At 53.0% G+C, this 15225-nt stretch carries 12 protein-coding genes; 9 read left to right on the forward strand and 3 right to left on the reverse strand.

What is annotated here, in order from left to right:
- Positions 1–343: 343 nt before the first annotated feature.
- From AC3FOF_RS18590 to AC3FOF_RS18600, 3 genes are all read right to left on the reverse strand, one after another.
- Entirely contained in the window at positions 344–550 is a 207-nt protein-coding gene (locus AC3FOF_RS18590) for a hypothetical protein (RefSeq protein WP_488727414.1), read from the reverse strand.
- A gap of 428 nt (positions 551–978) precedes the next feature.
- Positions 979–1464: a hypothetical protein gene (locus AC3FOF_RS18595; protein WP_488727415.1), complete on the reverse strand. Its 486-nt coding sequence runs from the start codon at positions 1462–1464 to the stop codon at positions 979–981.
- Positions 1465–2084: 620 nt separating this feature from the next.
- Complete coding sequence (locus AC3FOF_RS18600) at positions 2085–2432, reverse strand: hypothetical protein (protein ID WP_017224276.1); 348 nt, start codon at positions 2430–2432, stop codon at positions 2085–2087.
- A 1079-nt stretch (positions 2433–3511) separates the two neighbouring features.
- Here AC3FOF_RS18600 and AC3FOF_RS18605 point away from each other — a divergent pair.
- From AC3FOF_RS18605 to AC3FOF_RS18645, 9 genes are all read left to right on the forward strand, one after another.
- Positions 3512–4663: a polysaccharide biosynthesis/export family protein gene (locus AC3FOF_RS18605; RefSeq protein WP_488727416.1), complete on the forward strand. Its 1152-nt coding sequence runs from the start codon at positions 3512–3514 to the stop codon at positions 4661–4663.
- Positions 4660–5097 carry a low molecular weight protein-tyrosine-phosphatase gene (locus AC3FOF_RS18610; RefSeq protein ID WP_488727417.1) on the forward strand — a complete coding sequence of 146 codons (438 nt, stop codon included), beginning with the start codon at positions 4660–4662 and terminating at the stop codon, positions 5095–5097. Before AC3FOF_RS18605 ends, AC3FOF_RS18610 begins: the two co-directional genes overlap by 4 nt.
- 20 nt (positions 5098–5117) lie before the next feature.
- Positions 5118–7355: a polysaccharide biosynthesis tyrosine autokinase gene (locus AC3FOF_RS18615; RefSeq protein ID WP_488727418.1), complete on the forward strand. Its 2238-nt coding sequence runs from the start codon at positions 5118–5120 to the stop codon at positions 7353–7355.
- Between the two features lie 526 nt (positions 7356–7881).
- On the forward strand, positions 7882–9159 hold the full coding sequence (gene tviB, locus AC3FOF_RS18620; RefSeq protein WP_488727419.1) for a Vi polysaccharide biosynthesis UDP-N-acetylglucosamine C-6 dehydrogenase TviB: 1278 nt from the start codon (positions 7882–7884) through the stop codon (positions 9157–9159).
- A gap of 29 nt (positions 9160–9188) precedes the next feature.
- Positions 9189–10238 carry an NAD-dependent epimerase/dehydratase family protein gene (locus AC3FOF_RS18625; protein ID WP_488727420.1) on the forward strand — a complete coding sequence of 350 codons (1050 nt, stop codon included), beginning with the start codon at positions 9189–9191 and terminating at the stop codon, positions 10236–10238.
- A gap of 10 nt (positions 10239–10248) precedes the next feature.
- The gene (locus AC3FOF_RS18630) at positions 10249–11601 is read left to right on the forward strand and encodes a lipopolysaccharide biosynthesis protein (protein WP_488727421.1); all 1353 of its coding nucleotides are present in this window, start codon (positions 10249–10251) and stop codon (positions 11599–11601) included.
- A complete protein-coding gene (locus tag AC3FOF_RS18635) occupies positions 11601–12773 on the forward strand; it encodes a glycosyltransferase (protein ID WP_488727422.1) in 1173 nt (390 codons plus the stop codon). Before AC3FOF_RS18630 ends, AC3FOF_RS18635 begins: the two co-directional genes overlap by 1 nt.
- A gap of 170 nt (positions 12774–12943) precedes the next feature.
- A complete protein-coding gene (locus AC3FOF_RS18640; protein WP_488727423.1) occupies positions 12944–14008 on the forward strand; it encodes a glycosyltransferase family 4 protein in 1065 nt (354 codons plus the stop codon).
- Positions 13986–15215 (forward strand): glycosyltransferase, encoded by a 1230-nt coding sequence (locus tag AC3FOF_RS18645; protein ID WP_488727424.1) that lies wholly within the window; start codon positions 13986–13988, stop codon positions 15213–15215. Before AC3FOF_RS18640 ends, AC3FOF_RS18645 begins: the two co-directional genes overlap by 23 nt.
- Positions 15216–15225: the final 10 nt, after the last annotated feature.

Here is a 15225-nt window from a genome sequence, read left to right on the forward strand (position 1 = left end):
CTCACGGCAAAAAATGGGCTTCTCGCATGCATGCCGTAACTTGTCATGGCGGCGGCTGCCGGGTCCCGCATGCCCCTGAAATTCTTCACCAAAGGCTTCGCGCGGCAGGCGCGCCTGACCACGCTCTTATATCCAGGCCGCCTGACACATCATCGATGCGTCAGGCGAGTGCTTCTCATCCGGCTTGCCGCAGCATCACAGCCACATGCACGGCTGGGGCAGCGCCGGGGCGATTCCCGGTTCTTCCCAATGCCGGCGCGGGTCGGCAAAGCGCCCGATTCACATGCTTCGGCAAGAGAAGCCCGGCCAGCAGATCGGCATGTTCTTCGGGCCGGGCAAATCGTCACTGGGTTGAATAGATGCGGACCAGCCTAGCCTTAAGAGGCCAAGGCCGATAAGCCAGGATCCAGATGCAGATCATCGGGCCGACGACAGGAAGCAAGGCAAGATAGGCGTAATAGCCGCTGAAATGCGCAGCCTTGAACACCTTCCGGTAAGGCAGAAACCACAGCAGCTCAAAGAGCAGGAATCCCGGCAAATATATCCACATGATCTTGCTTCCTGTACGAATCCATTGTTCCCAGGCAAAGCACAAAGGGCAGACGGCGCCGCCCTGGCGCCTCCTCTATGAAGAATGCACCCGTCTCTTGCTTGATCGGCGGCGATTATGCTGCCTGGCAACGGATGCCATACCCCGCTAAAGGGGAGGACGCCGGAAGGCAGGGAGGGAAAACGAGAAAGCGGGGCACCCGCAGGAGGGGTATCAATCAGGGAACGCCGCCGGGCGATGGCGCTTGAAGAAGAGGCCGCGCAAATGGCGACAGGAGGCCGGGCCCCCGCCACGGGGGAAGGCGATGACAATGCCTTCCCAACAGCCCTCCGCATCCGTCCTGGGACGAGAACGCGGAGCGTCAAGAAAAGTGACTAAAAACAGACAAATAGGGGGCGACAGGCGCCGCCCCGGCGAGCCCGCGTGAATCAGCCCGCCTTCGACTCCTGGGCCGGGCCGCGGGCATTCCTGCGCTTGAGGGTATCGCTGGCCACGGATTCGGACAGGAAAAGCCACAAGGTACGAGCCCGGATCACGCCATCGCCCGGGCCATCGTGGGTCAGGCGGACGGCAAGCTCCTCCAGCTTGCTGAACATCTCCGGGCGAAGCTCGGCGCGCAGCACCGTCACCTGCGCCGCCGACACCTCGAACTCGTCGCGGTTACCGAATGCGCGGCGTTCCGCCAAAAACAACACGACCGCCAGCGCCGCCGCGCCAATCCCCACGCTGTGGAATCCATCCAGGTGGAAGCTGTCGGCCGCAAAGCACAGCACCGCCACGGCTGCCATCAGCGCAAAGGCGGTGCGCAGCAGCACAAAGCCGCGGGGGTTGGAAATCGTACGCGCGAGATCCTGCACCGTCGCAATTTCGTCCTGCTCGAGGATGTTGAGAACGTTGGTGGTTGAAACTTTCATTTTCTTACTGCCTTGTCTCATCGATTGGGTCGCGCATGCATGGCTACAGCGCAATGCGCGCCGCCGGTAGCGCGGGCAAACCGTTGCCCAAATAAACCGGCAGTGTATACGTATGCTGTCCAAGGCGCTTTAAACGCGGTGGCTAGGATACCTTCGTTTGCCCATTCGCGTACGTTGGCGCCAACTTGGGGCTCTTTGCGCTCTTTAAGCGATCTCTCCAAGCCCGCCAAGCCCATTTGCCACAGGCCTAAAGCCGATGTTAGCCCCGGGGCAGGTCGCGTCAATGCGCCGTTTGCCGTAGCCCCTCATCCTTTCGGCTGACGGCTGGGCGTGCGTTCCCCCACCTGGCGGCGATGACCGGCGCGGGCCGTACGCGAAATGTTCTAAATGTTTTGGGGGCGCGTCGATTGTGACGGCAAAGGGGAGGGGGCACCGGGTGCAATGTCTGGCATCGACAGCGCATGTGCTGCGGAATTCATGCCAGGCACTATGTGCTGGCCGAAGCGTCCAGCTCGCCGCCGATATCGCCGGATGCGTCGCGATCGCTATCCGTGCGCGCAGATCCGGCTATCCTGCGGCTGCCATGATCAGTCCGGCAGCGCGATTTCATCACCGGACAATCAGAGCGATCCTCCGGGCGTTCTCGGCACGTGGGGCGTTCTGATATTGAAATGCGGTTCGCCAAATGCCTCCAGCAGCCGAATGATCTCCCGCGCGGAATCTGCCCGCGTGGTACGGACCTCGCTGAGCCGCTTGGGCGCCGCCGCGCCACTGACGATGTAATGCCGCCGCACCGTCAGCACCGACTCGCTTGGCGCCGGAACCAGCACCGGCCCCGCATCCGCGTCCTTGTAACTGCCATAGGTCCAGCCCGACGGCGTCAGGTGCGCCTCGACCCAGGCCTCGCCAGACCCGCTCGCCGCGCGTGCCGCCAGCACACCGCCGTTGGTAGAACTTGAATCCTGCATTTGCTTCCGCCCTTCCAGGTGGCACGCAATGCCCGCGGTGCGCGATCAGCGCCAACTCCTGTGCGGCGCACATCGCAGCGCCAGCAAACCGGTGCCTTGACCATCGTGTGTCTGGGCGCAAGTCTGCTCTGGCAAAGCGCTGGTCGGTACCCTGCCTTGGTAGGCCCCACTCTTGCGCAGGGTAAGGCGGCAAGCACAACCGCAGAGGGAATCGCAGGGCATTCACGCAATCCGCCAAAGCGCGCCCTGCAAGCCATCGGCAGGCGAAATCCACGGCTTTCCCCCCATTAGCGTGGGGCCTACCTAAGCAGGGTAACTGTGCTCGGCACCCCCATCAATAATGCAACCCGGCAAGCGTGACCCCTTGCTAATTCCCGATAGGGTGTAGGCACTCCCCGCGCCTACACCCTCTTTTTTTGCGATGCATCGGCAAGTGAAGTGCGCCGGTCGACGCCATGCCAGGTATCCCCCGTTGCAGTAGCACCCCACGTGCACACGCGCGACACCGGTATCCGGCACCGGCATACATGAAGCGCCGCGTCTTGCCGAATTGAATCTATCCCCACCTTGGTGGGATACCGAAATTCGCGGCGCATAGCCGCCTTCGCGCGGAGAAAAACGTGGCCGGAAAGAACAGAAAAAATCGGCAAAAAAAGCGGAAAAAGCACCACGCAAAAAAGGCTCGCCCAAACGGGTGAAACACTCAACTTAGCGACGGATTTTTCCATCATGAACACGAGCCGGATTGTGCTGTATTACCCCTTTTGGGGGCATCCCCACTATTGTCGGGTCCACACTTCAGGGGGGATAGAAAACACGGCAAAAACGGCCGCTTCGCCTTGAAGACAGACCCGCAAGCGCCATACACTTCGCCGGTCTTCACGATCTGATGCAGTGCGAAAGCAATGTGTGAAGGCAGAAAAAAATCATCGCCGCAAAGTTCGTATCCGCCCGGCAGGCAAAAGAAGCGGAGAGGCACCGAAGCGTGCCGTGTTGGACAAGCGGATCCGTCGCAGCAATCCTGGACCGGGTAACCGACGGGTGCGCGGACCTTCGGGTATCAAGGGAATTATCTACACGTGTTCAAGCTTTCAAGCATTCAGTCTTGCCGTAGAGCGGTAGTGTGGCTGGGAATGGTTCCGCTGCTGGCATCCTGTGCGCTGGCGCCGGGCATGCGATTCGATCCAGGTCGCCCGCTCAATCCGGAAGATCCAAACTCCACGCCTAAAGTTACGCAGATTACGCCGGATCTGGTGCGTGCGCTGAAGGCGTCCACCAAGCCTGTGAATGAAGGCGTGGAGGATCTGTTTGGCACGGCGCAGGCTTATACGGTTGGCGTTGGCGATATCTTGTCTATCGTTGTTTGGGATCATCCGGAGTTGGTGTTTCCTACGCAGACCTATACGATTGGTAGCGCCATCACAACAGGCGGCGATCTCCCTGGCATGGGCGGGGCACCCAATGTCCCCGGGTATGTGGTCAGCCCTGCGGGTACGATCCAGTTTCCTTACGCCGGTGTGGTCACTGTGCTCGGTAAAACGCCAGACGAGATTCGAGGCGAATTGAGCAAACAGCTCAAGAGCGTTGTGAACATGCCGCAGGTAACTGTGCGCGTGCTCGCGTTTCGCAGCAAACGTGTCTATCTGGATGGCGAGGTGAAGGCCCCAGGCCCGCAAAATATCGACGACGTACCGATGACTCTCGTCGAAGCACTCAATCGCGCCGGTGGCATCAATACGACCACGGGTGACAACAGTCGCATCCGTGTATCCCGCAACGGCAAGAACTACGAACTTAGCTTGCCAGGCCTGTTGCGGCAGGGAATCGACCCAACGCGTGTCATGTTGCGCAACGGTGACATAGTGCGAGTGGAGCAGCGAGAGGACAGCAAGGTGTTCGTCATTGGCGAAGTGGTAAAGCCGTCTCCGGTGTTTCCGCGCAATGGTCGTCTAACACTGAACGAAGCCATTGGTGAGGCAGGCGGTGTGAATCCGCTCTCTGCCGACGCGAAAGAACTGTATGTAATCCGTAAGAACGTTGACGGTGAAGCCGAAGTGTTTCACCTCGATGGGAAATCACCTGTCTCACTTGCGCTAGCAGAATCGTTCGAGCTAAAGCCCAAGGATGTGGTGTATGTCGATGCAGCCGGTGTAGTCCGTTGGAGCCGCGTGATCAACCAGTTGCTCCCGCTCGGCAGCCTACTTAACTCAACTGCGTACACCCTGAAATGATTAAGACAGTACTCGTGGTGTGTATCGGAAACATCTGCCGGAGCCCGATGGCGGAGGGGTTACTCAAGCATGCATTGCCGGAGACAAAGGTGATATCCGCTGGTCTGGGTGCATTGGTGGGGCAACCAGCCGAGCCGCACGCGGTTGCGCTAATGAAAAGGCTAGGTCTCGATATATCTGGCCACCGTGCCCACCAATTGAACGGCACGCTTGCCAGGCAGGCGGACCTGATTCTTGTGATGGACAACGCGCAGAGGCAGGAAATACAGCGCCTGCATCCGGCAACAACTGGGCGGGTCTTCCGACTCGGCGAACTAGCAAAGTTTGATGTGCCGGACCCATATCGAGAAGCCCTGCCTGCCTTTGAGAACGCGCTCGAGTTGATCCAGCGGGGCGTGGAAAGCTGGGTGCCCCGCATCCGGGCCCTCCGATAACAGAATTCGCAGTAGAGAAAATGAATCAAAATCCTCCTCCCGTTCCTGTTGCCGGACCACCGGAAGACGAGATCGATCTCGTTCACTATTTGGATGTGCTACTTAACAGCCGCTTGCTGATTGCATCCATTGCCGCCGTGGTGATCACGCTTGGCATCGCCTATGCTTTCCTAGCGCGCCCTGTCTACCAAGCCGATATTCTGGTGCAAGTGGAAGACAATCCGAACAGCGCGAGTAGTCTGCTGGGCGATGTCTCTAGCCTGTTTGACGTCAAGGCACAAGCAACTGCGGAGATTGAGATTATTCGATCGCGGATGGTGGTAGGTAAAGCCGTGGATAACCTGCGCCTGTATATCTCCGCTAGGCCGAACTACTTTCCTTTTGTAGGCGCGTGGATCGCTAGCCGGGCAAAAGGGCTGTCGGAGCCGGGCCTGCTGGGCTATGGCGGCTTCGCATGGGCAAAAGAGTCGATCAAGGTGCAAATGTTTGATGTTCCCGATTCCCTTGAGGGCGAGAAATTCAAACTGGTGGCGTTGGGAGAGGGGAAGTATCGGCTCGAACAGAACAGCCTCGACAAACCTCTAGAAGGCCGCGTGGGTGAACTGCTGCATGCAGAGCAGAATGCCGGAGCATTTGACCTGCTAGTGACAGATCTCAAAGCCAAGCCCGGCGCTGTTTTCAATCTGACCCGTGCATCACGCTTGCAGACCTTGGAGCGACTGCAGGACCAACTCAAAATCGCCGAGAAGGGTAAGCAAAGCGGCATCATCGGCGCCTCGCTTGATGGTACTGACCCGGCGCTAACCGCAGGTATCCTCAACAACATCGGCGATGAATACGTCGCTCAGAATATCAAGCGCAAGGCCGCTGAAGCGGAGAAATCCTTGGTATTCCTTGGTGACCTGCTACCTCAGCTGAAAGGCGAGCTTGAGCGCGCAGAAGTGAAGTACAACGACATGCGCAACAAGCGCAACACTTTCAACCTCACTGAAGAGGGCAAGGCATTCCTGCAGGAGAGTGTCACAGTCGAAACTAGCTTGCTCGAACTGAAGCAGAAACGTACAGAACTGCTGACACGCTTCACATCTACACACCCAGGTATCCAGGCACTGGATCAGCAGATTTCCGCGTTGAGCGCGAAAGCTGCCAGCATGGCCGCCCAAATGAGGACGTTTCCAAATGTGGAACAGGACACCCTGCGTCTCATGCGCGATGTGCAAGTTAACAATGATCTCTACGTGGGTCTGCTGAACAACATGCAGCAGCTCAGGCTGGTGAAGGCGGGTAAAGTAGGTAACGTCCGGTTGCTCGACAATGCTCAGGTTCCCGAGCAGCCGATCAAGCCCAAAAAGGGCCAGACCATCGTACTGGCCGCTGTTCTCGGACTCCTGATAGGTGTGGTGGCCGCGTTTGTGCGCAACGCACTCTATGGCGGTATTACTGATTCGCAGGACATTGAGCAGCATACTGGCCTGAATGTCTACGCCACGGTACCCCTTTCCGTGGCACAGGTCGGGCTCACCGAGGAAATCCGGCAGCGAAAGCGCGGCAAGTTCCTGCTTGCGGACCTTTACCCCAACGATCCCTCGATCGAAAGCCTTCGCAGCCTCCGCACTGCACTGCAGTTTGCCATGCTGGATGCGGACAACAACCGTGTCTTGCTCACTGGCCCCACACCCGGCGTAGGCAAATCATTCGTCTCCGCAAACTTGGCTGTGGTGATGGCCTCAGGGGACAAGCGAGTTCTGCTAATAGACGCTGATATGCGCAAGGGCCACCTGAACCAATACTTCGGCAAAGAACGCTTGCATGGTCTCTCCGACGTTCTCGTGGGCCAGGTCACGTTCGATCAAGCCGTGCATCGTGGTGTATTCGATAACCTGGACTTCTTGAGTACAGGGGGATTACCGCCGAATCCAGCGGAACTATTGCTCAATGAGCGCATGGTGAAGCTGCTGAATGACGTGGGCGAGCAGTATGACTTGGTATTGATAGATACGCCGCCGGTTCTCGCCGTGTCAGACACTGCAATCCTAGCGGCGCGCTGCGGTACCGTTTTCCTCATCACGCGCTTTGAGAAGACGACCATCGGCGAGGTTGGGGAATCGGCGAAACAATTGCGCCAAGCTAATGCCGAAGTGAATGGCGTTGTTTTTAACGGATTAGACCCCAATGCTTATCGATACGGATATGGATCAAAGTATGGTCGGTATCGATATGCGTACTACGGCTACACAAGCGAGACTGGCAAGGTATAGAGGTAGATTAGATATGATCAGTAGGAGCGGATTCGACTGCCCCATAGCATGGGTTGAGGTTCCGTGCGCAGGCATCAACGTGGTGCATATGTTTATTCAGATCTGATGCACTTCCCGAGTTCGGCATCTCGATGCGATTGTTCCGCCTGTAGAGCAGTGTAACGAAGTTGCCTCTTGGGAGAAGAAGTCGATCGCACAGAAACGGACCTTCGCATAACGCAAGCCGATCTATGGTTGCTTTGACTAACTCTCCCTTAGCCTGTCTTGATCCTGGGAAATATATTTGTTGTCAATTGAATCCATGAAACTGGAAATAGACGTCGCGAAGATCGGATTCAGTCCTGGAGGCGCAATTGTAAAATGCCAAAAAACCGTTTCGCTCGCCAGAAAGCCGAATCGATAACGTGGGTCATCTAACCACGGTGCCCAGTTCTGGCTGCGGTGGAGTCATGGAGAATCGACGTAGCGTTTCGCGGAAAAAGCAAACCCTCGAAGCAACTGACTTTGTAAAGGAAGTATCAAAATCATGGATCTTAGCCAACAAACCATCGCCATCATAGGCTTAGGTTACGTCGGTCTGCCCTTGGCTGTTGAATTTGGAAAACGCCGCCCCGTTATTGGATTCGACATCAACCACGCCCGCGTCGAGGAGCTGCAAGCTGGCCTAGACAGCACGCGAGAGTGCAGTACCGAAGAGTTGGAATCTGCGACGCAATTGAGCTTCAGCTGCCAGGCAAGTGACCTAAAGGCCTGTAAGATTTTTATCGTAACAGTGCCGACGCCAGTGGATCAGGCAAATCGCCCTGATATGACTCTTCTGGTGAAGGCCAGCGAAACAGTAGGAAAGGTCATGCCTCAAGGGGCAGTGGTTATCTACGAATCTACCGTCTATCCGGGTGCCACGGAAGCAGTTTGTGTCCCCGTGCTAGAAAATGTTAGTGGCAAGAAATTCAATGTTGATTTTTTCTGTGGATACAGTCCGGAACGAATCAACCCCGGTGACAAAGAGCATCGTCTACCTGCCATTAAGAAAGTCACCAGCGGAAGTAACCCAGAAGTGGCAGAAGCCGTAGACCAGCTCTATGGACAAATTATTATCGCAGGTACCCACAAAGCAAGCAGCATCAAGGTGGCTGAAGCCGCAAAAGTAATTGAAAACACCCAGCGCGACGTCAACATCGCTTTGATGAACGAATTGAGCTTGATCTTTCACAAGCTGGAAATCGACACAGTGGAAGTGTTGCAAGCCGCCGGCACCAAATGGAACTTTCTGCCATTTCGCCCCGGCCTAGTTGGTGGACATTGCATTGGCGTAGATCCTTACTACCTCACCCACAAGGCGCAGGAAGTCGGGTATCACCCCGAAGTCATCCTTGCCGGCAGAAGAATCAACGACAACATGGCTGGTCACGTTGCTGATGAAACCATAAAGCTCATGTTGCGCAAAGGTCTGCCTGTGCTTGGCAGCAAAGTGCTAGTACTTGGTCTGACTTTCAAGGAGAACTGCCCCGACGTGCGCAATACCAAGGTCGCGGATATCGTACGGACCCTGCAGGGCTACAGCGCGCAGGTGGATGTGTACGACCCTTGGGTAAACCTCGAGGAAGCCGAACACGAGTATGGATTGAAGTGCCTAGCCGACATGCCTGCGCCCGACCAATACGCCGCCATTGTGCTCGCTGTAGGCCACTACCAGTTCGTGGCTCTTGGCGAGCAGAAAATCAGGGCATTAGGTAAGCCAGGGGCCGTGCTGTTTGACGTAAAAAGCATCCTGCCGCTGGGCGCCGCCGACGGTCGCCTTTAAAAAATATTCGATCGTTTGAAATCCTTCGCATGACAAACATCAACACACAGTCCGACGCATACGATTCTCTCAAAGAACGCTTGCTCCACGAGTCCCACACTTGGCTCATCACCGGTGTAGCAGGCTTTATCGGCAGCAATCTGTTGGAAACTCTGCTCAAATTAAACCAACGCGTCGTCGGTCTCGACAATTTTTCTACCGGCTTTCAGCGCAACCTCGACGAAGTGAAGAGTTTAGTCACAACCAAACAGTGGGCGCGCTTCACTTTCATAGATGGCGATATTCGCAAGCTAGAAGACTGCCACAGCGCATGCTCAGGGGTTGAATATGTACTGCACCAAGCTGCCTTGGGCAGCGTCCCGCGAAGCTTGGCAGATCCCATCACCTCTAATAGCGCCAATGTTACAGGATTTCTAAACATGCTGGTCGCTGCACGTGACGCAGATGTGCATAGCTTCACGTACGCCGCCAGTAGCAGCACTTATGGCGACCACCCGGCCCTACCAAAAGTGGAAGACAACATTGGCAAGCCTCTGAGCCCCTACGCCGTCACCAAGTATGTCAACGAACTATACGCGGAAGTATTCGCTCGTTCATATAGCTTCAAGACAATCGGCCTTCGCTATTTCAACGTTTTTGGAAAACGACAGGACCCTAATGGGGACTATGCCGCCGTCATACCGAAATGGATTTCGGCTCTGCTAAAGGGAGAGACGGTTTACATCAACGGCGACGGCGAGACTAGTCGCGATTTTTCATATGTAGAGAATGCAATTCAGGCCAACTTGCTAGCAGCTACCTCGAGCGAGGAAGCGAGAAATCAAGTCTACAACATGGCTGTCGGTGAGCGAACCTCGCTTAATACTCTATTCAGCCTGCTAAGAGCCAATCTGGCGCGGTACGGCGTCCCTCAGGATACTCAACCAACCCACCGCGACTTCCGTGCCGGTGATGTTCGCCACAGCTTAGCCGATGTCCAGAAGGGGCGCGAGCTCCTGGGCTATCGGCCTCGCCACAGATTGGCTGAAGGAATCGCAGAGGCAATGCCTTGGTACGTTGGCCTTCTGCGCGTGCAGTAATTGAATAAGGTTGAATCAATTGACACGAGCTAGGAGCAAAGGAGTTTTCGCTGGAATCCTTGGTGGTCTAGCGGGGCGTGGCTTCTCATTAGTTGCCCCTCTTATTGTTATGCCTGCCATGCTGAATTATTTGGGGGCGAGCAGTTTTGGCATATGGATGACAGCTGTATCGCTAACTAGTATGGCGATGTTTGTTGATTTTGGTATTGGGAACGGGTTGCTAACGCGCCTTTCTATCTCCTTTGGCTCCGCTGATTACAGTAGCATGCGGAGATATATAGCCAGTGCCTATGCCGCGTTATCGGCAATCGCAGTGGTGATTTTAATTTTATTTGCAGCCACTCTTTATGCGGTCCAATGCGGTTGGCTTGAAAAAGTTGGGTTGAGGATTAATTCTGACTCACTAAAGATATTCGTTGTGTGCCTTGTTAGTTTTATAGTTGGCATACCGATTTCAGTTATTCAAAGGGTTATGTATGCATGTCAGAGGGCTTGGTTAAGTAATATCTGGCAGATAGCTGGAGCGTGTTTTTCGGTTGTATTTTGCCTTGTTGGCATAAAGCTGTCGCTAAGGCCCTGGGAAGTGATTGGCGCGTATTCGGCATTCCCGTTATTTGCGATGCTAGTGTCCGCGATATGGTTTTACCGGAAAAATCCTGAATTCAGGCCGGGAATATCAGATGTTTCCGGAGGGCACGCCGCAGATCTACTTAAAATTGGAAAAAATTTCTTCCTTCTATCAGTAATGACATCGGTCGCGCTAAACGTGGACAACATGATTGTGGCTCACAAATTAGGTGCGCAAGCGGTGATGGAATACGCTGTTCCTGCAAAATTAGTATCTTTGTTAAGCTTGGTCGTTACTACGCTATTTATGCCCCTGTGGGCGGCAAACGGTGAGGCTTTAGCAAAAAAAGACTATGTCTGGGTAAGGAGAACCACATTAAGAATGAGCCTTTATGGCGGTATTGCAGTGTTTGCCGCTGGAGGCGGGTTGGTCGTACTTGGTGGGCCCATTTTGAGGGTATGGATGGGCCGGGATTTTGGTGATCAGACTGAGTTGCTTCTATTTTTATCGTTGCTCCCATTTTTTATGGCCATTACGTCTCCGTTTAATATGATTTTAAATGGCTTGGGGATCGTTAGGCTTCAAGTGTTGGCGTGGTTTATGTTTCTAGCCTTATCAGTGCCGATAAAGTGGTTTGCTCTGAGTGAAGGTAATTTGTGGGTAATACCTGCAACTAGCGCGATAGTCTATTTTTTGACAATAAGTATTTCTGTCTGTGTGTATATTTATCGAAATATACCTGGCTTTGGCGTTTTCTCGATGACTAGATTTGTAGATGGCGTGGAGAGGTCGTAGTGAATATCGCGTATGTAGGGCCATTTTCATTTCCGGCGTCAAGCGCTAATTCCCTGAGGATTAAGGGTATGGCGGAGGCGCTAGCTATGGCAGGCGACGAGGTTGATATCTGTTCGAGTATCCCGTCACGTGAGAAAAACATAGGCGTCGGGTTGAATGAAAAAATACGCATTCACGCAGTAGATGAATATGAAGACGGACTCTTCTCTTCTGTGAGCTCGGGTTTTCGAGGGCTATTTCTTGGAGATATTACTCTCCGTTGGTTGGAATCACTAAACCGAAAACCGGATGCTATCGTCCTTTATGGAACGCATCTTGGGTATCTTTTGAGATTGCTTCCATATTGCAAGAAATTCGATATACCTTTGCTTTTAGACGTGGTGGAGTGGTATGACCCGCGGCATCTTCCGGGCGGAATTATTGGGCCATTCGCCGCATCAAATGAACTAAGTATGCATTTTTTTGCAAAGAAAGCTGATGGCATGTTTGTAATTAGTAAATTTTTGCAAAATCACTTTGATAGGTGCGGTTGTAAGACGCTAAGAGTTCCACCTTTGTTCTCCTTCTCCTCGGAAACGTCGAAGGACTCGAATGGGGAGAGCGAAGGAATAAATCTCTGCTATGTCGGGTCTCCAGGCAAGAAGGAGGATATGGAGTCGATCTTCTTGGGCTTGCAATTGGCCTATAGGAAAGGCGCTAAGTTCACGATGCATATGGTCGGAATGACATATGACCAGTGCGTGCGAGATTTCCGGATGGAAGCGCTGGATGTGTTGAAGAATAAGAATGTTGTCAAATTTTACGGTCGCCTTAAAAATGACGAAGCAAAGATCATTATTTCAAAGTCCGATTTTATGGTCTTAGTTAGAAAGGATCTCCGCTTCACGCGAGCAGGCTTTCCATCGAAGATTGCCGAGAGTCTTTGCTTGGGTGTACCTGTCATGGCGAATTTGAGCAGTGATCTGGGTGACTACCTTCGGGACGGCGATAATTCTATTGTTGTTGGTGGAGCAAATTCGGAGGATTTCTGTGATGCCGTGTTGCGGGCATCTCATCTAGACATGAGTGAGCGCGCTCGTATGAGAGCATCCGCGCTCAGCTGTGCAGAGGCTAATTTCACGGTCAGTTCTTTCTCAAATAGGATTTCGAATTTCATAAGAACGATCCACTGAAATTAATATTGTCTGATCTAATTTTTCGATATATAAATCATTATTTCTTGTAGCGATTTTTGCATCGAATAACAAGATTTAGTGAATTATCGACGATTCTTTGTGTTAATTGTCTGGTTAATTCACTTTGTGCGGACAATAGCTAGGAGAGGTTAGTGGAAAGGCATGTTATGCAACATTGCTTCGGTAAGACCGGCACCGGCGGTCCAGTCATGGCATTTGAGCGGTTGATCAATAATTCAACTTGGCGCTATTCTCAGATCAGACAGGTTGAGCCGGCTGGCGGATTAAATTTCGCTCTTATTCGACGCTTTGTAGCCGAAATTCGTTCCGAACGACCGAAGCTGATTCATGTTCGAGGACTAGGAAATGAGGGGTTTCACGCTGCATTGGCAGCGCGGATTTCCGGTGTTCCGAATATCTTGGTGTCTATTCACGGAACCCATCGTGACTTGACTAAACCAGGAAGCAGCCTACGCCATAGCATTGTCAAAGATTTTCTTGAGCCACTCACTTTAACTATGGCCTCCCACATTGCTACGGTTTGTGAGTTTGGAGCAAGGCGAAGCTTTCTTGCTGCTCATCGCAGTAAGCTTGTGGGGGTGGTGCCGAATGGAGTGATTCTTCCTGATGCTTCACAGCTCCACAATACCTCTATTAGGGAGGGATGGGACATACCGGGGGATTGGCTTGTTGGTGTCTGCGTATCCCGTGTGACAGAAGAGAAAGGATATCGGGTGCTAGCAAAGGCACTAGCGATTTTAGACGGGAGCGTCCGTAATTTTGCTCTGATGATTATCGGAGGCGGTGATGAGGATGGACGCTTACGAGCATTGTTTATTAATTTGAAGAACATAAAAGTAAATTTTGTCGGCCATCGGAACAATGTAGGGGATTTTTTGGCGGCAAGCGATTTTTTTATATTCCCATCCTTACACGAGAATCTATCGAATGCCCTGATTGAAGCGATGGCGTATGGGCTACCCGTAATAGCAACGGAGGTCGGAGGTAATACTGAGGTAGTGGCTAAAGGTGGCGGAGTTTTGATTCCTGCTGATGATTCCAAGGCTCTCGCCAGCGCAATCAGCCGTTTTTTGGACGATGGCGTGTCCAGGACGTCTATGGGAAATGAAGCCCGTGAGAATATCCGTCAGAACTACTCCCTGCAGAAAATGGTAACCGGTTGGGAAACGATTTATTCAAGAATTTTGGATGATGGCCATGGTAAAGCCTAGAGTTCTGCTTCTTGGTTTCACGATACCTGATGCTCTGGCTCGCCATCTCTTTTCGATTGACAGTACGCCGGCGGTTCAGACCCACAAATTTGCCTGGAGCCTGGTTAGGGCACTACAGGCCGGGTTCGGAAAGATTGTATTGGCGTCGGCTAGTCCCATTCAGAACTATCCCCTTGGTCGTCAGCTTCTGTTTCGAGGGGGGGGCTTCGAAGAGCGGGGCACCGAAGGCGTATTGCTCGGCTTCATCAATCTTTTGGTGTTGAAGCACATAACCCGTTTTCTAGCTTGCGTATGGACCGTGCCGCAGATGTTGACCAGATATCAGGTTGATCTGGTTTTTATCCACGGAATCCACACGCCATTCTTACTATTTGGCTTGTTAGCTCGAGTCTTCGGTAAGAAGGTAGTAGTGATACTTACCGATCCACCGGGCGTGCAACTTCCGACGGATAGCAGTCTTTCGAGAGTTCTTAAGAGACTGGACGTCCAACTGGTAAGTTGGGTACTGGAGCATACGGATGCAGTGATTGCGCTCGCGCCGGAGCTGGTAAGGAGATTTTCTATTCGCAAGCCGACGTTGATATTTCCAGGAATTATTGACTCCGTCATTGTCTCGGAGATTGCTAAGGTAGATCGGCAAAAAAAGACGTCGATGGAGCCCTTCACAATCGCCTATGCCGGAGGGCTGAGTAAGGCTTACGGTGTTGATCGATTGTTAGACGCAATAGCGGGGTTGGAAGGTATTAATGTGCGTTTAAAGTTGTTTGGGAGAGGTGATCAGGAAACGAGAATTCGCGAGTTGGTAACCCATGACAATCGTTTTCAGTATGGTGGGTTTCTTAGCAATGAACTATTAGTTCCCGAGCTTGTCGGCGCCGACTTGCTAATTAATCCTAGGCCAACAGGGGAAGAATTCTCTGTTATGTCATTCCCTTCGAAGTTGATTGAGTACCTAGCTATGGGGCGACCAGTACTTACCACGCGTATTAAAAGTATTCCAGATAGTTATCGGCCGCATTTTTTCTATATTGATGACGAATCAGTCGAAGGCATGAAAAATGCAATAGTGACAACCATGAGAATGGATTCCACATGCAGAGAGAATCACGCTCTGCGGGCCGGTGAATTTATAAGAAATGAGGCTTCGGAGATTGCGGTTGGTAAAAAAATAGCCAATCTGCTTGGTTCGATAAGCAAAGATTATTGAAATAAAGACT

The organism is Cupriavidus sp. 96C5-1, assembly GCF_057798855.1.